Here is a 21,666-nt window from a genome sequence, read left to right as displayed (position 1 = left end):
ATGACAACTCCAACCCATCCGCAGCAGGTGGCGAAATCCGCCTCCGCCAAAAAAATGCTGATGAGCGATCTGATGCAAACGATCGGCATTTTGCCGATTTTAATCCTGATTGTGGCGGTATTTGGCTTTATCGCCCCTAACTTTTTCACCGAGAGTAATCTGCTCAACATTACCCGGCAGGCGTCGATCAACATTGTGCTGGCGGCCGGGATGACCTTCATCATCCTGACCGGCGGGATTGACCTCTCCGTGGGCTCGATTCTGGGCACCACGGCAGTGGCGGCGATGGTGGTCTCACTTATCCCTGAATTTGCGATGCTCTCCATTCCGGCGGCGCTGATGCTCGGTATGGTGCTGGGGCTGTTCAACGGTGCGCTGGTGGCCTTCGCCGGACTTCCGCCGTTTATCGTTACGCTCGGCACCTATACGGCGCTGCGCGGCGCGGCCTATCTGCTGGCGGACGGCACGACGGTTATTAACTCCAACATTAACTTCGAGTGGATCGGCAATAACTACCTCGGCCCGATTCCGTGGCTGGTGGTGATCGCCCTGGCGGTGATTGTGGTGTGCTGGTTCATCCTGCGCCGCACCACCCTCGGCGTTCACATCTATGCGGTTGGTGGCAACATGCAGGCGGCACGCTTAACCGGCATTAAGGTCTGGCTGGTGCTGCTGTTTGTCTACGGCATGAGTGGCCTGCTCTCGGGCTTAGGCGGCGTGATGAGCGCTTCACGTCTCTACAGCGCCAACGGCAACCTCGGCACGGGGTACGAGCTGGATGCGATTGCGGCGGTGATCCTCGGCGGCACCAGCTTCGTCGGCGGGATCGGCACGATCACCGGCACCCTGGTGGGCGCGCTGATCATCGCCACCCTCAACAACGGCATGACGCTGATGGGCGTCTCCTATTTCTGGCAGCTGGTGATCAAAGGGGCGGTGATCATCATAGCGGTGCTGATCGACAAATACCGTACCCGACACCATCAAAGTGCATAACAACAATACCCTACGTGAGGAATACAGCATGAGATTGAAGCCCTTAGTGACCGCGCTCTGTGCTGGCGCGCTGCTGGCCGCAACCCCGTTTGCGCAGGCAAAAGATCTGAAATCCATCGGCGTGACGGTGGGTGACCTGGCTAACCCGTTCTTCGTGCAGATCACCAAAGGTGCCGAGCTGGAAGCGCGCAAGCTGGCGGGGGACAACGTCAAGGTGACGCTGGTCTCCAGCGGGTACGATCTGGGCCAGCAGGTGTCGCAGATCGATAACTTCATTGCGGCGAAAGTAGACATGATCATCCTCAATGCCGCGGATTCCAAAGGGATCGGCCCCGCGGTAAAACGCGCTAAAGAGGCGGGGATCGTGGTCGTGGCGGTGGACGTGGCGGCGGAAGGGGCCGATGCGACCATCACCTCCGATAACACTCAGGCGGGAGAAATGGCCTGTAAGTACATTACCGACCGCCTGAAAGGTAAAGGCAACGTGGTGATCATCAACGGACCGCCGGTTTCTGCGGTACAAAACCGCGTGGAGGGCTGCCAGACCGAGTTCAGGCGCCACCCGGATATCAAAGTGCTCTCGGATAATCAGAACGCCAAAGGCAGCCGCGAAGGCGGCCTGGAGGTCATGACCTCCCTGCTGGCTGCCAATCCGAAGATCGACGGCGTATTCGCGATTAACGATCCGACCGCGATCGGCGCCGATCTGGCGGCTAAACAGGCGCAACGCAATGAATTCTTTATCGTTGGCGTAGATGGCAGCCCGGATGGTGAAGAAGCCCTGAAGCGCGAAAACTCGCTGTTTGTTGCTACCCCGGCGCAGGATCCGCAGGTGATGGCGGCGAAGGCGGTGGAGATCGGCTATGACATTCTTCAGGGCAAACCTGCGCCGAAAGAGCCCGTGCTGATCCCGGTGACGATGATCGATAAAAAGAACGTCGGCACATATAAGGGGTGGACGGTTAAGTAAGCCCCTCACCCCGACCCTCTCCCCAAAGGAGAGAGGGTGTTCAAGTTCCCTCTCCCCTTTGGGGAGAGGGTTAGGGTAAGGGGGCGGCAAAAACTCAAGGAGTCCCCATGAAACGCTCCGACATCAATGAAATCCTCGGCCACACGCGGCAGTTCTTCTCCATGCACGGCGTGCATCTCCCGCCGTTTGCCAGCTTTCCGCCGACAAAATGGCAGCAGCTTGACCAGGCAGCATGGCAGGAGGTGTTTGACCTCAGGCTCGGCTGGGACGTGACGGCATTTGGTGGCAACAACTTCGCTGCACAGGGGTTAACGCTGTTCACCCTGCGCAACGGCTCCCCCAACGGCGTGCCCTATGAAAAGTGCTATGCCGAAAAAATCATGCACGTCCGCGACGGCCAGGTGACGCCGATGCATTTTCACTGGCGCAAGCGGGAGGACATTATTAACCGCGGCGGCGGGAATCTGATTATTGAGTTATGGAATGCGGGCGCGCATGAAGAGACCGAAAACACCGACGTGACCGTCACGATAGACGGCTGTCGGCAGACGCACGCGCCCGGCAGCCAGCTGCGCCTCACGCCTGGGGAGAGCATCTGCCTGACGCCCGGCCTGTACCACAGTTTCTGGGGTGAACGCGGCTTTGGTGACGTGCTGGTGGGCGAAGTGTCGTCGGTCAATGACGATGAACACGACAACCACTTTTTACAGCCCATTGACCGCTACAACACCATTGAAGAAGACGAACCGGCGGTGCTGGTGCTGTGCAACGAGTACACCCTCTTTCGGATATAAGGAGTGAATGATGCCATTGATTTCTCTTGCCGACGGTCTGGCCCACGCCAGGGAACACCGCTACGCCCTGGGCGCGTTCAACGTGCTCGACTCCCATTTCCTGCGCGCGCTGTTTGCCGCCGCGAAGCAGGAACGCTCGCCGTTTATCATCAACATCGCCGAAGTGCATTTTAAGTACGTGTCTCTGGAGTCGCTGGTGGAAGCGGTGAAATTCGAAGCTGCCCGCCACGATATTCCCGTGGTGCTTAACCTCGACCACGGACTGCATTTTGAGGCGGTGGTGCTCGCCCTGCGTTTAGGGTTCAGCTCGGTGATGTTCGACGGCTCCACGCTGAGCTATGAGGAAAATATCCGCTAGACCCGGGAAGTGGTGAAGATGTGCCACGCGGTGGGCGTCTCGGTAGAGGCGGAGCTGGGCGCGGTAGGCGGGGATGAAGGAGGCGCGCTGTACGGTCATGCGGATGAAGCCTTCTTTACCGACCCGCAACTGGCGCGCGAATTTGTTGATTCAACCGGCATCGATGCGCTGGCGGTTGCCATTGGCAACGCGCACGGCAAATACAAGGGCGAGCCGAAGCTTGATTTTCCGCGTCTGGACGCCATTCGCCAGCAGACGGGCCTGCCGCTGGTTTTACACGGTGGCTCTGGCATAAGCGACACTGATTTCCGCCGCGCCATTGAACTCGGTATTCATAAAATCAATTTCTATACCGGCATGTCGCAGGCCGCACTTGCCGCCGTTGAGCAACGCATGGCGAACCGCCAACCGCTTTACGATGAGTTTGCCGAGCTGCTGCTGGGCATTGAAGAGGCCATTACCGATACGGTTGCGGAACAGATGCGCATCTTCGGCAGTGCGGGGCAGGCCTAATGGAACGCAAAGGGATCGTCGCCGCAGGCAATATGCTGGTGGATCACGTCCACCAGATCGTACAGTGGCCGGAGCGCGGCTGGCTGGCAGAAATCACCCACAGCGAACGCTCAACCGGCGGTGCGCCGCTCAACGTTCTGCTGACGCTGGCAAAAATGCACGTCGGCCTGCCGTTACAGGCGGTGGGGCTGATTGGGGAAGACAGCGACGGAGACTATATTCTGGCGATGCTCGACCAGTATCACGTCAATCGCCAGCGCGTGCAGCGCACGACGTTCTCCCCAACGTCGATGTCGCAGGTGATGACCGACCCCAGCGGACAGCGCACCTTTTTCCACTCGCCGGGCGCCAACCGCCTGCTGGATCTTCCCGCCTTCGATCGTTTAGATGGATCGCTGAAGATCTTCCATCTCGGCTATCTGCTGCTGCTCGACAGCCTGGACATGCCGGATGACGAATTTGGCACCCGCAGCGCGCGGTTACTGGCACAGATGCACGATCAGGGGTATGAAACCTCGCTCGATCTGGTGTCCCGCAAGGGCGACCCGCGCTATCAGCCGCTGGTGCTCCCTGCCCTGCGCCATCTTGATTATCTGGTGATTAACGAGCTGGAAGCCGGTGAGTTTAGCGGGCTTGAGATCCGCGACAGCCATGATGCGCTGAACATGGCCCATATCGCCGACGCTGCCGCACAGCTGCTGGCGGCAGGCGTGCGGCAGCGGGTGGTGATCCACTGTCCGGAAGGGGCATGGGGTGAATCGCCGGGTGAAAAAGGGCAATGGGTTCCGTCGTGGAAGCTGACGCAGGACGAGATTATCGGCAGCGTCGGCGCGGGCGACGCGTTTTGCGCGGGCTTTTTATACGGCTGCCATGAATCCCTGCCGCTGACGGAGAGTATTTATCTGGCGCACGCCTGCGCGCGGGCCAGCCTGCTGGCGGCTAATGCAATTGACGGCGCGAAAACGCTGGCCGAGCTTCAGACGTTTATTCAGGAGAACGGTCAGGCGGCTTTCTCATGATGGGAAACGTCCGTGGCAAAAACATAGCCCAGACCGCGAATGGTTTTGATCAGCAGAGGCTGGTGCGGATTGACCTCAATTTTTCGCCGCAGCCGCATGATCAGCACGTCGATAGTGCGGTCAAAGACCTCAGCGCTTTCGCTGTGGGTCAGTTCAAGCAGCTGTTCACGGCTCAGTACCCGGCGGGCGTTTTGCGTTAATGCCAGCAGCAGGCCATATTCGCCCTGGGTTAACGGCACGGTATTACGCTGCGGATCGCTCAGCTCGCAGCGGGTGGTGTCCAGCGTCCAGCCGTTAAAAGCAATACCCTCAACGCGCGGCGCGGCAGGCTCCGCGGCCAGCGCGCCGGTACGACGCAGCACCGCCTTAACGCGGGCGACCACCACGCGCGGATTGAACGGTTTTCCGATGTAATCATCAGCGCCCATTTCCAGCCCAACGACCACATCTGATTCACTTCCCAGCCCCGTCAGCATCACCACCGGTAGCGACGGTCGCCGCTTTTGCATCTGCAGCAAAACCTGTAATCCGTTGATATCCGGCAGCATCATGTCCAGCAGAACCAGCGCAATGCCGGAGTCCTGCTGGACACGGTTCACCGCTTCCTGACCGGTGTGACACGTCAGCACGGTAAAGACGTGCTCGCTGAGCACATCCTGTAGCAGTTCGCAGACTGCGACATCATCATCAACCACCAGAATCGCCGGTTTCATCGCATGCTTCCGTCAGGGAATTATGTTAAGTCTGAACCATTCTGCCGCCGGCTCCAGCCGAATTGTTTTTTACGTGACGGAAATTCAATCCATGTCACATCCCCTGCCCTTTCGACACGTCAATTTTGACGATTGGCTGTTTTTCGTCAGGGTTTTGCCCCGCAAAGGGTCGTAAAGTCAGGAAATACCCATAGTAAAAACATGGCATAGAAGCTGCATATTGGGCAGGTAAGAACTGTTTAACTGGAGCAAAGTGATGAAAAAAGTCGTCACGGTTTGCCCTTATTGTGCCTCAGGTTGCAAGATCCACCTGGTGGTCGATAACGGCAAAATCGTCCGGGCGGAAGCGGCGCAGGGTAAAACCAATCAGGGCACGCTGTGCCTGAAAGGGTACTACGGCTGGGATTTTATTAACGATACCCAAATCCTCACCCCGCGCCTGAAAACCCCTATGATCCGCCGCGAGCGCGGCGGCAAGCTGGAAGCCGTCTCCTGGAATGAAGCGCTGGATTATGTTGCCACGCGCCTTAGCGCCATCAAGGCCAAGTATGGCCCGGATGCGATTCAGACCACCGGCTCCTCACGCGGAACCGGGAATGAAACCAACTATGTGATGCAAAAATTCGCGCGCGCCGTTATTGGTACCAATAACGTCGACTGCTGCGCTCGCGTCTGACACGGCCCATCGGTTGCAGGTCTGCACCAGTCGGTCGGTAACGGCGCAATGAGTAATGCCATCAATGAGATAGATAACACCGATCTGGTGTTCATCTTCGGCTATAACCCGGCGGATTCTCACCCTATCGTCGCGAATCACGTGATTCGCGCCAAACAGAACGGGGCGAAAATCATCGTCTGCGATCCGCGCAAAATTGAAACCGCGCGCATTGCCGATATGCACATCGCACTGAAAAACGGCTCGAACATCGCGCTATTAAATGCAATGGGGCACGTCATTATTGAGGAGAACCTCTACGACCAGGCGTTTGTCGCGAGCCGTACGGAAGGGTTTGAAGAGTATTGCAAGATTGTCGAAGGCTATACGCCGGAGTCCGTAGAGGCGATAACCGGCGTCAGCGCACAGGAGATCCGCCAGGCGGCGCGGATGTACGCCGGAGCGAAAACCGCCTCTATTCTGTGGGGTATGGGCGTGACCCAGTTCTACCAGGGCGTGGAAACCGTGCGCTCGCTCACCAGCCTCGCCATGTTGACCGGCAATCTGGGTAAAGCGCATGTGGGCGTGAACCCGGTACGTGGTCAGAATAACGTGCAGGGCGCGTGCGACATGGGCGCGCTGCCGGACACCTATCCGGGCTACCAGTACGTCAAATTCCCGGAAAATCGCGAGAAATTCGCGAAGGCCTGGGGCGTGGAGAGCCTGCCTGAGCACACGGGGTATCGCATCAGCGAGCTGCCGCACCGCGCGGCGCACGGTGAAGTGCGTGCGGCCTACATCATGGGTGAAGATCCGCTCCAGACCGACGCCGAGTTGTCTGCGGTGCGTAAGGGCTTTGAGGATCTGGAGCTGGTGATTGTTCAGGATATCTTTATGACCAAAACCGCGGCGGCGGCGGATGTGATTTTACCGTCGACCTCCTGGGGAGAGCATGAAGGTGTCTATACGGCGGCAGACCGCGGCTTCCAGCGCTTCTTCAAGGCTGTCGAGCCGAAGTGGGATCTGAAAACGGACTGGCAGATCATCAGCGAAATCGCCACCCGCATGGGCTACCCGATGCACTACAACAACACCCAGGAGATCTGGGACGAGTTGCGGCATCTGTGCCCGGACTTTTATGGGGCAACCTATGAAAAAATGGGTGAGCTAGGCTACATCCAGTGGCCATGCCGGGATGAGTCAGAGGCGGATCAGGGAACGTCGTACCTCTTTAAAGAAAAATTCGACACCCCGAACGGGCTGGCGCAATTCTTCACCTGCGACTGGGTCGCGCCGATCGATAAACTCACCGACGAGTATCCGATGGTGCTCTCCACCGTGCGTGAAGTGGGCCATTACTCCTGCCGTTCCATGACCGGCAACTGCGCCGCGCTGGCGGCGCTGGCGGATGAACCGGGCTACGCGCAGATCAACACCGCCGATGCCGAACGGCTCGGTATTGAAGATGAAGCGCTGGTGTGGGTGAACTCGCGTAAAGGCCGCATCATTACCCGCGCGCAGGTCAGCGACCGTCCGAACAAAGGCGCGGTCTATATGACCTACCAGTGGTGGATTGGCGCCTGTAACGAGCTGGTGACGGAGAACTTAAGCCCGATAACCAAAACGCCGGAGTATAAATACTGCGCCGTAAACGTGGAGCCCATAGCGGATCAGCGCGCAGCGGAACAGTACGTGATCGACGAATATAACAAGCTGAAAGCCCGCCTGCGTGAAAGCGCAATGGGATGAAGCTGTTAATTAATCGCTGACTAAATGGGGTGAGATATTCACCCCATTATTATTTCTGGCATCGCTATTAATAATAACAATATATTTCTCTGAAGACGTCTCGCAGAAAAATGTAATTTTCGCGAAAATTAATTACATCTTTGCATTTTAATTCAGAGGGATAAGATATGCGGCGGGTGCTTAAGACTTTCTGTCTTGAGCATTGTTGAGGGACAGAAAGTGGAAAGCCCCGGGAAATTTGCATTTACCCGAGGCTACCCCTCAACCCCAACAAGTTGAGAGCAGCCTCTTATTCTTTTTTTCACAAGGAGTAAAAGGCATGACGCCATTAAAAACTGCGTTAGGCATCGTTTTTATTATTTGCCTGACGATAGTGAACTTTACCTTTATTACTCGCGGTAAGTTATGTGAGTTTTCAATAAAGAGTGAACATCAGGAGGTGGCGGCGAAATTAGCCTGTAACGCAGGCTAACCTCTTCGGGCGGAACGCGTGTTCCGCCCGGCTTGTGGGATGCTGAGGTCTTAACGCACCCGTTTTTTTCTTCTGTCACCGCGATTATACTGCGCGGCATGTACCCCGATGATAAGAATCCATGAAAGCCATTTTTCTGTTGTTGTTATTTTTAACCGCCTTTGCCCGTGCCGATGAGATAGGCAGCCAGTATCGAAAACAGGCGGAAGCCGGTGATGCGCGCGCCCAGTATTATCTTGCCGATACGTACTTCAGCTCCGGCGACAGCAAGCAGGCCGCGCTGTGGGCCGAGAAAGCGGCGAAAGGCGGCAATGTCGACGCCATGGCGCTGCTGTCGCAAATCCTCTTTACGCAGGGCGACTACGCACAGGCCAAAGCTCTGGCCCAACAGGCAAACATTGCGGGCAGCAAACGCGGCGCGATCATGCTGGCGCGGGTGCTGGTGAATACGCAGGCAGGCAAGACCGACTACCCGCAGGCCATTAAACTGCTGCAAACGGCGACCGAAGACATCGATAGCGACTCGGCGGTAGACGCGCAACAGCTGCTGGGGCTGATCTATGCCAACGGCGTTGAAGTCCCTCAGGATGACGTGCAGGCTGCGGCGTGGTTCAAGCGGAGTTCGGCTCTGTCCCGGACGGGCTATGCGGAGTACTGGGCAGGCATGCTGTTCAGGCAGGGTGAGAAAGGCTTTATCACACCGAATAAACAGAAAGCGCTTTACTGGTTAAACCTGAGCTGTATGGAAGGGTTTGATACCGGGTGTGAAGAGTTTGATGCGTTGAGCGGAGAGTAAATTATTGCCCGGTCGCGCTGCGCTTACCGGGCCTACGGCTTATGTAGGCCGGGTAAGGCGAAGCCGCCACCCGGCATTTTTACATCAATGGTCAGCCGTTTTATCAAAACGACCCAGCACCTCGCGTTCATACGCCAGCGCTTTTTTACGGTCGAACTTGTGTTCCCACTTGGAGATTACCAGCACCGCCAGCGCATTACCCACCACATTCAGCGCGGTACGCGCCATGTCGAGGATACGGTCCACACCGGCGATAAACGCCAGGCCTTCCAGCGGAATACCGACGCTGCCCAGCGTCGCCAGCAGCACCACGAAGGAGACGCCCGGCACGCCTGCGATACCCTTTGAGGTCACCATCAGGGTCAACACCAGCACGATTTCCTGCCACAGCGACAGGTCAATGCCATACAGCTGAGCGATAAAGATTGCCGCAATACTCTGATACAGCGTTGAACCATCCAGGTTGAAGGAGTAACCGGTCGGTACAACGAAGCTGGTAATGGACGCCGGTGCACCGTAGGCCTCCATCTTCTCAATGATACGCGGCAGCACGCTCTCGGAGCTTGCCGTGGAGTACGCCAGAATCAGCTCATCTTTCAGAATGCGGATCAGGATCCAGATGCTCAGCCCGCACAGGCGCGCCACAATCCCCAGCACCACCAGCGCGAAGAACAGGATCGCGAAGTGCACCAGAATCACCAGCTTCGCCAACGGCCACAGGGAGGCAAAACCGAAGTTCGCCACGGTTACGGCGATCAGCGCAAAAACACCCACCGGCGCATAGCGCATCACCATGTGGGTGACTTTGAACATGGTTTCAGAGATAGAGCGGAACACCGTTACCAGCGGTTCACGGTGCGTCGCGGGCAGGGAAGAAAGCCCCAGACCAAAGAGCACCGAGAAGAAGATGATCGGCAGCATCTCGCCCTTCGCCATTGACGCGATAATGTTGGTCGGCACCAGTGACAGAATTGTGCCCATCAGACCGTGCGAATGGCTCTGCACGTCGGCGGTGGTGCTTTGATATTTCGAAATATCCACCGTCGCCAGCTGCGACATATCAATCCCGGAACCTGGCTGGAACACGTTCGCCAGGGTGATACCAAGAATGATGGCAACCGTGGTGATCACTTCGAAATAGAGAATGGTTTTAACGCCGATGCGGCCTAACTGTTTCGCATCACCTACCCCGGCAATACCGACCACCAGCGTCGAGATCACAATCGGCACAACAATCATCTTGATCAGATGAATAAAGATATCGCCCGCTGGCGAGAGAAGGTTCGCAATCAGCCACTCGCGGCTGTCGCTATGATAATGGAGGTAACTGCCCAGCAAGATGCCCAGCACAAGGGCCAGCAGGATCTGCCAGGCCAGGCTGACTTTCAAATTTTTCATAGAAACTGACTTCCTCAATGAAATCTCCGCACCATCAAAACTGCATGAATATGAAGACATACTGAAAGAGTATGAATTGTGTTGCGTTGGTTTATGGGATTTTTTAACGCGCCGTATGAGTATCATTTGCACGGCATGCTGCGCAAGCCTTAAAGAACAAGGCATTTCACTGCAAAAAGCGTCATTGACGGTAATAAATAGCAATCCACATCAATAACCGATTGTTATGAAAAAACTTTTACAAACAAAAAAGTGAATAATTCTTCAGATGAATTATTTCCCTTCAAAGTTTCATTCGCTCAATTTTCATACTCTTCAGACATTGCGTGATCTGTCGCCCAAATACTAAACAAAGCTTGTAAAGCCCCTACTATTAACGTTTTTGCGACATATTATTAACATCTTACAAGGAGAAAAAAAGCCATGAGCCAAATACACAAACACGACATTCCCGCAAACATTGCGGACCGTTGCCTGATAAGCCCGGAGCAGTACCAGGAGAAATACCAGCAGTCCATTTCCAGCCCTGACGCATTCTGGGGTGAACAGGGCCACATCCTCGACTGGATCAAACCTTATCAGAAGGTAAAGAACACCTCTTTCGCGCCGGGCAACGTCTCCATTAAATGGTATGAAGACGGCACGCTGAACCTGGCGGCGAACTGCCTGGACCGCCATCTTGCCGAACGCGGCAACGAAACGGCCATTATCTGGGAAGGCGACGATGCCTCTCAGAGCAAACACATCTCATATAAAGAGCTTCATCGCGACGTCTGCCGCTTCGCCAACGTGCTGCTGGCCCAGGGCATTAAAAAAGGCGATGTGGTGGCGATCTATATGCCGATGGTGCCGGAAGCCGCGGTGGCTATGCTGGCCTGCGCGCGCATCGGCGCGATCCACTCCGTTATTTTTGGTGGCTTCTCGCCGGAGGCGGTTGCCGGACGTATCGTCGACTCGAACTCAAAGCTGGTGATCACCGCTGACGAGGGCGTGCGTGCCGGGCGCGGCATTCCGCTGAAGAAAAACGTCGATGAAGCGCTGAAAAACCCGAACGTGAAATCCATCCATAACGTCATTGTCTTCAAACGCACGGGCGGCAACATTGACTGGCACGAGGGCCGAGACCTGTGGTGGAGCGATCTGATTGAAAACGCAAGCGACCAGCATCAACCGGAAGAGATGAACGCGGAAGATCCGCTGTTTATCCTTTATACCTCCGGATCCACCGGTAAGCCGAAAGGCGTGCTGCATACCACCGGCGGCTATCTGGTTTACGCGGCCACCACCTTTAAATACGTTTTCGACTACCATCCGGGCGACATCTACTGGTGTACCGCCGACGTGGGCTGGGTCACCGGTCACAGCTACCTGCTGTACGGCCCGCTGGCCTGCGGCGCAACGACGCTGATGTTTGAAGGCGTACCTAACTGGCCATCGCCGGCGCGTATGTGTCAGGTGGTTGATAAGCATCAGGTCAACATTCTCTACACCGCGCCAACGGCGATCCGTGCGCTGATGGCGGAAGGCGATAAAGCCATCGAAGGGACCGACCGCTCTTCCCTGCGCATCCTCGGTTCCGTGGGCGAGCCGATCAACCCGGAAGCCTGGGAGTGGTACTGGAAGAAGATCGGCAACGAGAAGTGCCCGGTGATGGACACCTGGTGGCAGACCGAAACCGGCGGCTTCATGATCACCCCGATGCCGGGCGCCACGCAGTTGAAAGCCGGTTCGGCCACCCGTCCGTTCTTCGGCGTGCAGCCCGCGCTGGTGGACAACGAAGGCAATCCGCAGGAAGGGGCCACCGAAGGCAACCTGGTAATCGTCGATTCCTGGCCTGGCCAGGCGCGTACCCTGTTCGGCGACCATGAGCGCTTCGAGCAGACCTACTTCTCGACCTTTAAAAACATGTACTTCAGCGGCGACGGCGCGCGCCGGGACGAAGACGGTTATTACTGGATCACCGGACGCGTGGACGATGTGCTGAATGTTTCCGGCCACCGTCTGGGTACGGCGGAGATTGAGTCTGCGCTGGTGTCGCATCCGAAGATTGCCGAAGCGGCAGTTGTCGGCATTCCTCACAACATCAAAGGCCAGGCGATCTACGCCTACGTCACCCTGAACCACGGCGAAGAGCCGTCACCAGAGCTGTATACCGAGGTGCGTAACTGGGTGCGTAAAGAGATCGGCCCGCTGGCCACACCGGATGTGCTGCACTGGACCGACTCACTGCCGAAAACCCGTTCCGGCAAGATTATGCGCCGTATTCTGCGCAAAATCGCAGCGGGCGACACCAGCAACCTCGGTGATACCTCAACGCTTGCCGATCCTGGCGTGGTGGACAAACTGCTCGAAGAGAAGCAGGCCATCGCAATGCCTTCCTAGTGTTTTCTCCCTCTCCCCGTGGGAGAGGGCCGGGGTGAGGGCATCAGACCGCACCTTCCTTCCATCACCCTAACCCTCTCCCCATAGGGGAGAGGGGATAAAAACAAACCAACCTTACCTTTGGAGACTCTGTGATGAATAACGATATTTGTCAGCAGATAGAGAATAGTGCGCACTACAGGGAGCTCGTCGAAAAACGGCAACGGTTTGCCTTTATCCTTTCCATCATCATGCTGGTTATTTACGTCGGCTTTATTCTGCTGATCGCCTTTGCGCCGCAGTGGCTCGGTACGCCGCTGCACGCCGGAACCAGCGTTACGCGCGGCATCCCAATTGGCATTGGCGTTATCGTTATTTCGTTTGTGCTGACAGGTGTGTATGTCTGGCGTGCGAACGGTGAATTCGATCGTCTTAACAGAGAAGTTCTGCGCGAGGTAAAAGCATCATGAAGCGAGTCCTGACGGCGCTTGCCGCCACACTTCCCTTTGCTGCCCATGCGGCAGATGCCCTTACCGGCGAGGTCCAGCGCCAGCCAACCAACTGGCAGGCGATTATCATGTTCCTGATTTTCGTGGTGCTAACGCTTTACATCACCTACTGGGCGTCGAAACGCGTGCGCTCCCGTAACGATTACTACACCGCGGGCGGCAACATTACCGGCTTCCAGAACGGGCTGGCGATTGCGGGAGACTTTATGTCTGCCGCCTCGTTCCTCGGGATCTCCGCGCTGGTTTATACCTCGGGGTATGACGGCCTGATCTACTCTCTCGGCTTCCTCGTCGGCTGGCCGATCATTCTGTTCCTGATTGCCGAGCGCCTGCGTAACCTTGGCCGCTACACCTTTGCAGACGTAGCTTCATACCGCCTCAAACAAGGCCCCATCCGCATGCTCTCCGCCTGCGGTTCGCTGGTGGTGGTGGCGCTGTACCTGATTGCGCAGATGGTGGGCGCGGGTAAATTGATCGAGCTGCTGTTCGGTCTGAACTACCACGTCGCGGTGGTGCTGGTAGGCGTGCTGATGGTGATGTACGTCCTGTTCGGCGGCATGCTGGCCACCACCTGGGTACAGATCATCAAAGCGGTACTGCTGCTGTTCGGCGCCAGCTTTATGGCCTTTATGGTGATGAAACACGTCGGGTTCAGCTTCAATAATCTGTTTACCGAAGCCATGTCAGTGCACCCGAAAGGGGAAGCGATCATGAGCCCGGGCGGGCTGGTGAAAGATCCGATATCCGCGCTCTCGCTCGGTCTCGGCCTGATGTTCGGTACCGCTGGCCTGCCGCATATCCTGATGCGTTTCTTCACGGTGTCTGATGCACGTGAAGCGCGTAAAAGCGTGTTCTACGCCACCGGGTTTATGGGCTACTTCTACATACTGACCTTTATCATCGGCTTTGGCGCGATCATGCTGGTGGGGGCAAACCCGGCGTTTAAAGACGCGGCGGGCGCGCTTATCGGCGGTAACAACATGGCGGCGGTGCATCTGGCCGACGCGGTAGGCGGTAACCTGTTCCTCGGCTTTATCTCTGCCGTGGCCTTCGCCACCATCCTCGCGGTGGTTGCAGGGCTGACGCTGGCTGGTGCGTCTGCGGTATCGCACGATCTCTACGCCAACGTTTTCCGCAAAGGCGCAAGCGAGCGCGATGAGCTGAAAGTCTCCAAAATCACCGTACTGGTGCTGGGCGTCGTCGCCATCCTGCTGGGGATTTTGTTCGAGAAGCAGAACATCGCCTTTATGGTGGGGCTGGCCTTCTCGATTGCGGCAAGCTGTAACTTCCCGATCATTCTGCTCTCCATGTACTGGTCAAAACTGACCACCCGTGGGGCGATGATTGGCGGCTGGCTGGGGCTGCTGACGGCGGTGATTCTGATGATCCTCGGCCCGACCATCTGGGTGCAGATCCTCGGTCACGAAAGCGCTATCTTCCCGTATGAATACCCGGCGCTGTTCTCCATTGCCGTGGCGTTTATTGGGATCTGGTTCTTCTCAGCGACCGACAACTCGCCGGAGGGTAACCTGGAGCGTGAGAAATTCCGCGCCCAGTTTATCCGCTCGCAAACCGGCCTGGGTGTTGAGCAGGGCCGCGCGCACTAAACCTTTTCTCCCCGGTCGCTCTGGCCGGGGAACTTAAAACATCACCCACGCCACCAGCGGCGCGATTAATACCATTGTCACGCCCGAGAGCATCATCACCAGGCTTGCAACAACGCCTTCCTGCTGTCCCAGCTCATACGAACGTGCCGTCCCCGCCCCGTGCGACGCCGCGCCAAACCCCGCCCCTTTCGCCATCCCTTCGCGAATGGAAAGGCGCAGAAACAGCACATCCCCCACTGCCATGCCGAACACGCCGGTCACCACCACAAACAGCGCCACCAGATCCGGCTGTCCGCCGAGCGGTTTAGCCGCCGCCAGCGCGAACGGTGTGGTCACCGAGCGTACCGCCAGGCTGCGCTGGATTTCATCAGACAGGGTAAACAGCCGCGCCAGCCAGACCGAGCTGCACACCGCCACTACCGTCGCGGTGACGACTCCCGCGCTGAGCGACATCCAGTGGCGTTTAATAATTGCCAGGTTGTCATACACCGGCACCGCAAAGGCGATAGTCGCCGGGCCGAGCAGCCACAGCAGCCAGTGGGATTCACCAATGTAGTTCTGCCAGGAGATATGGCCGAAGACCAGCATCAGCACCAGCAGGATCGGCGTAAAGACCAGCGGCATCAGCGGCAGCGTGCGAAAGCGGCGATACAGGCGCTTGTTGGCAAAGTAAATGACGACTGTCGCAATCAGGCATAGCACGCTTATCTGAAAGTTAGTCATGCTTCTGCCTGCTGATTTCAAAGCGATACACTTTATCCACCACCCAGGCGGTGGCGCCCAGCACCATCAGCGTGCTCAGGGCGATAACCGCAAAGATGCGCCAGCCGTCGACCATCAGCAGTTGCGCATAATTCACCACCGCCACCACGGCCGGAACGAAGAACAGCAGCATCTCCGCCAGCAGCCAGCGCGCACCGGCCCGCACCCAGCTAAGGGGCAACGCGCGACAGAGGATCAGCGTCAGCATCAGCACCATTCCCACCAGGTTGGCGGGTAAAGGCAGGTTCAGCCAGTCGACAAGATAATCAGCAAAAACAAACAGTCCCGCGTAGAGCAGTACCTGAACCGGTACCTGGAGTCGTTGAACAACGGCAGGCGTAACACGGCTTAACGCCACGGCCATGGGGGTTTTCCTCAGAAATGAGACGAGGCGCCAGTATAGTGAGCGTACGGTATCGACTGAAATGAATTAAAATCATCGAAGGTATAGTTTCGAGGAATAATCATGGACATAAGAACGCTGCGCTATTTTGTCGAGGTGGTTCGCCAGCAAAGTTTTACCCGCGCAGCGGAGAAGTTATTCGTAACCCAGCCTACCATCAGTAAGATGCTGAAAAACCTCGAAGATGAGCTGAACTGTACCCTGCTGATCCGCGACGGGCGCAAGCTGCTGCTGACCGATACCGGTCGCGTGGTGTTCGAGCGCGGGCTGGCAATTCTGGCGGAGTTCCGCCAGCTGGAGGCCGAGCTTGGGGACATCAACCACCTGACAAAAGGGCTGCTGCGGCTCGGCATTCCGCCGATGGTCGGCATGATGATGGCCGGGCCGATTAGCCTGTTTCGCCAGCGCTATCCCGGCGTTGAGCTAAAAATCTCTGAATTTGGCGGCCTGACCGTGCAGCAGGCGGTGATGAACGGTGAACTGGACGTGGCCATGACGGCCCTTCCCGTAGAGGAGGAAAGCGGCCTGGCGACGCTGCCGCTGTTCAGCCACCCGCTGTGCGTGCTGGTGCCGCGCTCCGGCGACTGGCTGAAGATTGAATCAGTAAAACCCGAGCTGCTCGGCGAACACCCGCTGCTGATTTACAACGAAGATTTCGCCTTAAGCCGCCAGCTGATGGCGCTGTTTAACCAGCACAACGTAAAGCCGCGCATTGCGGTGCGCAGCGGCCAGTGGGATTTTCTGGCGGCGATGGTACAGGCGGGCGTGGGGATAGCCATTCTGCCGCAGCCGATCTGCGAGCGGCTGGATAAAAACACGCTGCGCTGGATCCCGCTGGAGAGCGATCTGCACTGGCAGTTAGGGATGATCTGGCGTGAAGGGGTGTATCTGTCGCACAGCGCACAGGCGTGGTTGCAATGCTGTGAGGGGTTTTGGGTACCCTCACCCTAACCCTCTCCCATAGGGCTGAGGGATCCCCAGTAATTTTTTTATGCAGAAGCAATAAAGTTGCTTTCTAAATGACTGAGGGCTGTCAGCGATGCCCTGGTCCGGCTGTAAATCGCTGAGGCGTTTCCTGCAGGCCGGGGCGAGGCGCAGGGATGCGCCGAGAGGGCGGCTTTACAGGGACGTTGCCTCCGCCCGTACCCGATAAGCCGGAAGGAATAAGCCGAGGGCACCGCGAAGCGGCGATTTTCCGCCGGGAGCCCGGGTCGCCAGGGTGGTGGCGACTGAGCCACCCTGGCACGTTCACCGGTCATGTCGTTACAGAGTAGCAAGGAACATAAAGTGAACGGAATGACCACCACCGCCGTATGTTCCCCTCACCCTAACCCTCTCCCCGGAGGGGCGAGGGGATTGCTCAGTGCTCGCATTAATTTGTGGGGAACCCTCAGCCCATAGGGAGAGGGAACCGATCGAGCACGTAGGCCCGGTAAGCGCAGCGCCACCGGGCAATTACAGCGCTACTGATTCTCTATCAACAACGCTTCCAGCAGATCCAGATCGTGCAGCAGCTTTTGCAGCGTCTCGTTGCTGATCTGCCGCGTCGCGCGCAGGTGATACAGCTCGGCACGCTCGGAGCGCAGCGCCGCCAGGCGGAAACGGCGCTCGAGGTTCTCTTCCTGCAACGAACTTTCCACGTCGTTACGTCCGTCAGCACGGCGACGCAAATTACCGATCACGCGTGAACTGACTTCCTTCAGCAGCTGGTTATCAATGTTCTCTTCGGCATCGGCGGCCAGACGCTCCTCCATCTTCTCGATGGCGACAATCGCTACTTCCGCCGTCGCCGCACGGGCAATCCGCTCTTCCTTATGCTGCTGCGAGGTGTCACCCGCATCAATATGCTGCAGCAGAATCGGCAGCATAATTACGCCGACAAACAGGGAGAAGAGGATCACGCCCGCCGCCAGGAACACCAGCTCGTAGCGCGCCGGGAAGACCTCGCCCGTCGGCAGAAGCAGAGGAATGGAGAGCACACCAGCAAGGGTGATCGCCCCGCGAACGCCCGCGAAAGAGGCAATCAGCAGCTCGCGCGTGGTCCAGGAGCCGAACTCCATCGGCTTTTTGGTCAGGAAGCGAACGCTGAACTTCTTCATCGTCCACAGCCAGCCGAAACGCACCAGCATTAGCGAAAGGTAGATGAGTACGATATCGGTAAACAGCATCCAGACTTCAACGTTTGGATCCGCTTCGGCCGCGATCAGCGAAGATTCCATAATGCCCGGCAGTTGCAGGCCCAACAGCAGGAACACCATGCCGTTAAAGACAAACTCGAGCATCGCCCAGGTACTGTTCGCGCGCAGACGCATCGCCAGCGGCGCCCGGCGCATCACGCCGGAACGGGTGATGGTCATCCCCGCGGCTACCGCCGCCAGAATGCCCGACACGCCGATATGTTCGGCAATCAGGTAAGAGGCGAACGGCAGCAGGAACAGCAGGACGATCTGCGTCGCCGGTTCATCGCCGCCCCAGCGGCTGAGGAAGCGCAGCGAACGACCGTACAGCCAGCTTACAACAAAGCCTGCGAGGATACCGCCAATCGCCACCTTGAAGAATTCGAGGGTTGCACCGCCGACGGTAAAGACCATGGTGCCCATGGCTACCGCCACGGCAAACTTCAGGGCTACCAGGCCGGAAGCGTCGTTCATCAGCGCCTCGCCCTGCAAAATGCCCATGATTTTCTTAGGAATGCGCCCTTCGCCCACAATGCCGGACAGCGCCACGGCGTCGGTCGGCGACAGCACGGCAGCCAGCGCAAAGGCGGGTATAAGCGGGATCCCCGGTACGGCCCAGTAGATCAGGAAACCAATCCCGACCACGGTAACGACCACCAGCGCCAGCGCCAGACCGAAGATCTCTCGCCCGTGCTCAAGAAATTCGCGCGTCGGCGTTTTCCAGCCATCGGCAAACAGCAGCGGCGGGATAAACAGCACGAGGAACAGTTCCGGATCGAACTCCACGTGCAGACCGAACGTCGGCCACGCCAGCAGCGCACCGATAGCTATTTGCATTAAAGGCAGGGGGACCTGGAAGGGCAGTACGCGTGTAACCACCCCGGATAATGAGACCACAAGGGTCATGATGAGTATTGTGAAGAAAATTTCCATGCGTTCCCTGTTTGCTGTGTTTCTTTTTAAGCCAAACCTGAGGCGTCGTGCCTCTTATTCTATCCTCTCCAGAGTAACGTAAAAGACAACGGGATGAGTCCTGAAAATAAAAACGGGCGGCCTGAGCCACCCGTTTTCGCATCAATGGATAACTTAAATTGCCCAGCCGCCCGCGTAGAACGCCACCAGCGCAACGGCGATGACAACGGTACCGATGTTCAGCTTGCGCCACTCACCGGAGACCAGACGCCCAATCACCAGCGAGGCGAAACCGATCATAATGCCGGTCACGATGTTACAGGTCAGCACGATAAAGACCGCGGTGATCAGGCCGGACATGGCATCAACAAAGTCAGCAAAGTCGATTTTCGCCACGTTGCTCAGCATCAGCAGGCCGACGTACATCAGCGCAGGTGCGGTCGCGTAAGCTGGCACCAGATAAGAGAGCGGAGAGAGGAACAGGATCAGCAGGAACAGTACGCCAACGGTAATAGCCGTCAGGCCGGTTTTGCCGCCTGCCGCCGTACCCGCTGCGGACTCAATGTACACTGCCGCTGGCGCTGCACCCACCAGGCCAGAGAAAACGCTGCTCAGGGAGTCGGTGGTCAGCGCTTTGCCGCCGTCAATGATCTGGCCGTCTTTGTCCAGCAGGTTAGCCTGCCCCGCCACCGCGCGGATGGTCCCGGTGGCGTCAAACACCGCGGTCATTACCAGCGCCAGCACGCTTGGCAGGATCACCGGGTTCAGCGCGCCCACAATATCCAGGCTGCCAATCAGGGAGTTACCGTTGTCATCGCTCAGCGACGGCATGGCGAAAATCCCGGAGAAATGAACGGACGGGTCGAAGATCAGACCGACGATGGACACGCCGATAATGGTCAGCAGAATGCCGCCCGGCACTTTCAGTTTTTCCAGGCCAATGATCACCGCCAGACCCACCAGCGACATAATTACCGGGAAGCTCGCGAAGTTACCCAGCGCAACCGGCAGGCCGTCCAGCGGGTTCTTGATGACCAGACCCACGCCGTTGGCAGCGATCAGCAGCAGGAACAGGCCGATGCCGATACCGGTGCCGTGCGCCACGCCCTGCGGCAGGTTGCGCAAAATCCAGCTACGGATGCCGGTAGCAGAGATCACGGTGAACAGAACACCCATCAGGAACACCGCGCCGAGCGCTACGGGGACGCTGATATGCTGGCCCAGCACCAGGCTGAAGGCGGTAAACGCGGTCAGGGAGATGGCGCACCCGATCGCCAGCGGCAGGTTCGCCCACAGGCCCATCACAATCGAACCCACACCCGCAACCAGGCAGGTGGCAACAAAGACCGCCGCTGGCGGGAAGCCCGCTTTGCCGAGCATGCCCGGCACCACGATGACGGAGTACACCATCGCCAGAAACGTCGTCAGACCGGCAACAACTTCCTGGCGCACGGTGCTGCCGCGAGCAGAAATTTTAAACATGGCGTCAAGTGAACCGCCGGTACGCGCAGATGGCGTAGACATAGAAAACATCCCCTGAAAATTTTTATTGAAAGTCCGTAAGCGTGGTGGAGACTCCACTGCCAGCGAAACGTCAAATCCTTGTGCTGCGTTTGCGACGAAAGGGGCGTCACAAAAAAAGCAAACGTTTAGCTCCGCGCTTACAAAACGGGTGGTCAAATGTAGGCAAACGATTATCTAGCCTAATACCCGCCCTTTTCAACTGAACTTTCTCGTTTTTCGCTAAAATTGCCTCATGACGATGAAGAATTAAGCAGAGGATGCGCAAACGTTATCGTCCATGCGCAATTTCGTTACATTTCATCCCCCGCCGGGTATCGTCAGCGGGCCGCCTTTCGCAAGCGTTGTCTGCCAGCCCGGACGTGCCTCCACTCTCTGTTTCCACGCCGCTATGTGGTCGAGATTGTCGATGCCGCCTCTCGCCAGCAGGGCGAAGAGGGGAAAACTCATCTGGATGTCCGCCATGGTCAGCGTGTCGCCGGCAAACCAGCTGTTTTCGGCAAGATGATCGTTAATAAAGCGCGCATGCGTTTCCAGCTGGCGGTTGAGATACGCTTTTTGCACCCCCTGCCCCAGCGCCTTACCCAGCGTGCGCAGGCCAAACGGGACGGGGGGTTTGCCGAGGCTGTTAAATACCAGCTTCATTAACAGCAGCGGCATCAAGGACCCTTCGGCGTAATGCAGCCAGAAGCGATACTGCACTTTATGAGCGGGATCTAACGGTTTGAATCGTGACGCCGAATCGTACGTTTCCTGAAGATATTCCAGAATCGCGCCTGATTCAGCCAGAACCAGTCCGTTATCTTCCAGTACCGGGGATTTTCCCAGCGGATGCACTTTTTTGAGCGCGTCTGGTGCGAGCATGGTTTTTTCGCGCTGGTAGCGCACAATCTCATATGTCAGACCCAGCTCTTCCAGCGCCCAGAGGACGCGATGGGAACGAGACTGGTTAAGGTGGTGGACCGTTAGCATGATGTTCTC

General features: G+C 57.4%; 18 protein-coding genes and 1 pseudogene. 12 read left to right on the top strand and 7 right to left on the bottom strand.

Annotation, left to right across the window (positions count from 1 at the left end):
- The 5 genes and pseudogenes from ACQG1K_RS01700 (at position 1) to ACQG1K_RS01680 (ending at position 4,650) form a co-directional block, all read left to right on the top strand.
- Entirely contained in the window at positions 1 to 996 is a 996-nt protein-coding gene (locus ACQG1K_RS01700; RefSeq protein WP_003860239.1) for an ABC transporter permease subunit, read from the top strand.
- A 28-nt stretch (positions 997 to 1,024) separates the two neighbouring features.
- The gene (locus tag ACQG1K_RS01695) at positions 1,025 to 1,966 is read left to right on the top strand and encodes an ABC transporter substrate-binding protein (RefSeq protein WP_003860240.1); all 942 of its coding nucleotides are present in this window, start codon (positions 1,025 to 1,027) and stop codon (positions 1,964 to 1,966) included.
- Positions 1,967 to 2,073: 107 nt separating this feature from the next.
- Positions 2,074 to 2,760 carry a D-lyxose/D-mannose family sugar isomerase gene (locus ACQG1K_RS01690; RefSeq protein ID WP_063163965.1) on the top strand — a complete coding sequence of 229 codons (687 nt, stop codon included), beginning with the start codon at positions 2,074 to 2,076 and terminating at the stop codon, positions 2,758 to 2,760.
- A 10-nt stretch (positions 2,761 to 2,770) separates the two neighbouring features.
- Positions 2,771 to 3,631: pseudogene (locus ACQG1K_RS01685) on the top strand (ketose 1,6-bisphosphate aldolase).
- Entirely contained in the window at positions 3,631 to 4,650 is a 1,020-nt protein-coding gene (locus ACQG1K_RS01680) for a carbohydrate kinase family protein (protein ID WP_058646401.1), read from the top strand. The pseudogene ACQG1K_RS01685 and the gene ACQG1K_RS01680 overlap by 1 nt, the downstream one beginning before the upstream one ends.
- Here the strand turns inward: ACQG1K_RS01680 and ACQG1K_RS01675 are convergent.
- A complete protein-coding gene (locus ACQG1K_RS01675) occupies positions 4,632 to 5,363 on the bottom strand; it encodes a response regulator (protein WP_022646769.1) in 732 nt (243 codons plus the stop codon). The genes ACQG1K_RS01680 and ACQG1K_RS01675 overlap by 19 nt on opposite strands.
- Positions 5,364 to 5,619: 256 nt before the next feature.
- On the opposite strand from ACQG1K_RS01675, the gene fdhF reads away from it, so the two are divergent.
- The 3 genes from fdhF (at position 5,620) to ACQG1K_RS01660 (ending at position 9,035) form a co-directional block, all read left to right on the top strand.
- The gene (gene fdhF, locus ACQG1K_RS01670) at positions 5,620 to 7,767 is read left to right on the top strand and encodes a formate dehydrogenase subunit alpha (RefSeq protein ID WP_367076532.1); all 2,148 of its coding nucleotides are present in this window, start codon (positions 5,620 to 5,622) and stop codon (positions 7,765 to 7,767) included.
- Between the two features lie 319 nt (positions 7,768 to 8,086).
- Positions 8,087 to 8,239 (top strand): Hok/Gef family protein, encoded by a 153-nt coding sequence (locus tag ACQG1K_RS01665; RefSeq protein ID WP_045309109.1) that lies wholly within the window; start codon positions 8,087 to 8,089, stop codon positions 8,237 to 8,239.
- Positions 8,240 to 8,360: 121 nt separating this feature from the next.
- Positions 8,361 to 9,035: a tetratricopeptide repeat protein gene (locus ACQG1K_RS01660; RefSeq protein ID WP_063151025.1), complete on the top strand. Its 675-nt coding sequence runs from the start codon at positions 8,361 to 8,363 to the stop codon at positions 9,033 to 9,035.
- Between the two features lie 84 nt (positions 9,036 to 9,119).
- Here ACQG1K_RS01660 and gltP read toward each other — a convergent pair whose 3' ends face one another.
- Positions 9,120 to 10,433 (bottom strand): glutamate/aspartate:proton symporter GltP, encoded by a 1,314-nt coding sequence (gene gltP / locus ACQG1K_RS01655; protein WP_279262987.1) that lies wholly within the window; start codon positions 10,431 to 10,433, stop codon positions 9,120 to 9,122.
- A 423-nt stretch (positions 10,434 to 10,856) separates the two neighbouring features.
- Here gltP and acs point away from each other — a divergent pair, with 423 nt between their 5' ends.
- From acs to actP, 3 genes are all read left to right on the top strand, one after another.
- The gene (gene acs / locus ACQG1K_RS01650; protein ID WP_225455081.1) at positions 10,857 to 12,815 is read left to right on the top strand and encodes an acetate--CoA ligase; all 1,959 of its coding nucleotides are present in this window, start codon (positions 10,857 to 10,859) and stop codon (positions 12,813 to 12,815) included.
- Positions 12,816 to 12,949: 134 nt separating this feature from the next.
- A complete protein-coding gene (locus tag ACQG1K_RS01645) occupies positions 12,950 to 13,264 on the top strand; it encodes a DUF485 domain-containing protein (RefSeq protein WP_022646763.1) in 315 nt (104 codons plus the stop codon).
- Positions 13,261 to 14,910: a cation/acetate symporter ActP gene (gene actP, locus ACQG1K_RS01640; protein ID WP_023299099.1), complete on the top strand. Its 1,650-nt coding sequence runs from the start codon at positions 13,261 to 13,263 to the stop codon at positions 14,908 to 14,910. Before ACQG1K_RS01645 ends, actP begins: the two co-directional genes overlap by 4 nt.
- Before the next feature lie 33 nt (positions 14,911 to 14,943).
- Here actP and ACQG1K_RS01635 read toward each other — a convergent pair whose 3' ends face one another.
- Together ACQG1K_RS01635 and ACQG1K_RS01630 are read right to left on the bottom strand one after the other, a co-directional pair.
- Positions 14,944 to 15,633, bottom strand: coding sequence for an LrgB family protein (locus ACQG1K_RS01635; RefSeq protein ID WP_022646761.1), 690 nt, complete (start codon positions 15,631 to 15,633; stop codon positions 14,944 to 14,946).
- On the bottom strand, positions 15,626 to 16,036 hold the full coding sequence (locus ACQG1K_RS01630) for a CidA/LrgA family protein (protein WP_367076365.1): 411 nt from the start codon (positions 16,034 to 16,036) through the stop codon (positions 15,626 to 15,628). Before ACQG1K_RS01630 ends, ACQG1K_RS01635 begins: the two co-directional genes overlap by 8 nt.
- Positions 16,037 to 16,138: 102 nt before the next feature.
- Between ACQG1K_RS01630 and ACQG1K_RS01625 the strand changes: the two genes are divergently transcribed.
- On the top strand, positions 16,139 to 17,026 hold the full coding sequence (locus ACQG1K_RS01625) for a LysR family transcriptional regulator (protein ID WP_022646759.1): 888 nt from the start codon (positions 16,139 to 16,141) through the stop codon (positions 17,024 to 17,026).
- 512 nt (positions 17,027 to 17,538) lie between these two features.
- Here ACQG1K_RS01625 and ACQG1K_RS01620 read toward each other — a convergent pair.
- From ACQG1K_RS01620 to ACQG1K_RS01610, 3 genes are all read right to left on the bottom strand, one after another.
- The gene (locus ACQG1K_RS01620; RefSeq protein ID WP_367076363.1) at positions 17,539 to 19,185 is read right to left on the bottom strand and encodes a Na+/H+ antiporter; all 1,647 of its coding nucleotides are present in this window, start codon (positions 19,183 to 19,185) and stop codon (positions 17,539 to 17,541) included.
- Between the two features lie 153 nt (positions 19,186 to 19,338).
- Entirely contained in the window at positions 19,339 to 20,688 is a 1,350-nt protein-coding gene (ghxP, locus tag ACQG1K_RS01615) for a guanine/hypoxanthine transporter GhxP (RefSeq protein ID WP_022646757.1), read from the bottom strand.
- Between the two features lie 297 nt (positions 20,689 to 20,985).
- Entirely contained in the window at positions 20,986 to 21,657 is a 672-nt protein-coding gene (locus tag ACQG1K_RS01610) for a glutathione S-transferase family protein (protein WP_022646756.1), read from the bottom strand.
- Positions 21,658 to 21,666: the final 9 nt, after the last annotated feature.

This window comes from Enterobacter cloacae complex sp. 402C9 (assembly GCF_050030745.1).
GTDB classification, from domain to species: Bacteria; Pseudomonadota; Gammaproteobacteria; order Enterobacterales; family Enterobacteriaceae; genus Enterobacter; species Enterobacter intestinihominis.
This window is presented reverse-complemented; position numbering and strand designations above follow the sequence as displayed.

Bases quoted from the DNA above. Each gene is read 5' to 3' on its own strand.
- ACQG1K_RS01700 (WP_003860239.1), top strand. From the start codon at position 1: ATGACAACTCCAACCCATCCGCAGCAGGTGGCGAAATCCGCCTCCGCC.
- ACQG1K_RS01695 (WP_003860240.1), top strand. From the start codon at position 1,025: ATGAGATTGAAGCCCTTAGTGACCGCGCTCTGTGCTGGCGCGCTGCTG.
- ACQG1K_RS01690 (WP_063163965.1), top strand. From the start codon at position 2,074: ATGAAACGCTCCGACATCAATGAAATCCTCGGCCACACGCGGCAGTTC.
- ACQG1K_RS01680 (WP_058646401.1), top strand. From the start codon at position 3,631: ATGGAACGCAAAGGGATCGTCGCCGCAGGCAATATGCTGGTGGATCAC.
- ACQG1K_RS01675 (WP_022646769.1), bottom strand. From the start codon at position 5,363: ATGAAACCGGCGATTCTGGTGGTTGATGATGATGTCGCAGTCTGCGAA.
- ACQG1K_RS01665 (WP_045309109.1), top strand. From the start codon at position 8,087: ATGACGCCATTAAAAACTGCGTTAGGCATCGTTTTTATTATTTGCCTG.
- ACQG1K_RS01660 (WP_063151025.1), top strand. From the start codon at position 8,361: ATGAAAGCCATTTTTCTGTTGTTGTTATTTTTAACCGCCTTTGCCCGT.
- gltP (WP_279262987.1), bottom strand. From the start codon at position 10,433: ATGAAAAATTTGAAAGTCAGCCTGGCCTGGCAGATCCTGCTGGCCCTT.
- acs (WP_225455081.1), top strand. From the start codon at position 10,857: ATGAGCCAAATACACAAACACGACATTCCCGCAAACATTGCGGACCGT.
- ACQG1K_RS01645 (WP_022646763.1), top strand. From the start codon at position 12,950: ATGAATAACGATATTTGTCAGCAGATAGAGAATAGTGCGCACTACAGG.
- actP (WP_023299099.1), top strand. From the start codon at position 13,261: ATGAAGCGAGTCCTGACGGCGCTTGCCGCCACACTTCCCTTTGCTGCC.
- ACQG1K_RS01635 (WP_022646761.1), bottom strand. From the start codon at position 15,633: ATGACTAACTTTCAGATAAGCGTGCTATGCCTGATTGCGACAGTCGTC.
- ACQG1K_RS01630 (WP_367076365.1), bottom strand. From the start codon at position 16,036: ATGGCCGTGGCGTTAAGCCGTGTTACGCCTGCCGTTGTTCAACGACTC.
- ACQG1K_RS01625 (WP_022646759.1), top strand. From the start codon at position 16,139: ATGGACATAAGAACGCTGCGCTATTTTGTCGAGGTGGTTCGCCAGCAA.
- ACQG1K_RS01620 (WP_367076363.1), bottom strand. From the start codon at position 19,185: ATGGAAATTTTCTTCACAATACTCATCATGACCCTTGTGGTCTCATTA.
- ghxP (WP_022646757.1), bottom strand. From the start codon at position 20,688: ATGTCTACGCCATCTGCGCGTACCGGCGGTTCACTTGACGCCATGTTT.
- ACQG1K_RS01610 (WP_022646756.1), bottom strand. From the start codon at position 21,657: ATGCTAACGGTCCACCACCTTAACCAGTCTCGTTCCCATCGCGTCCTC.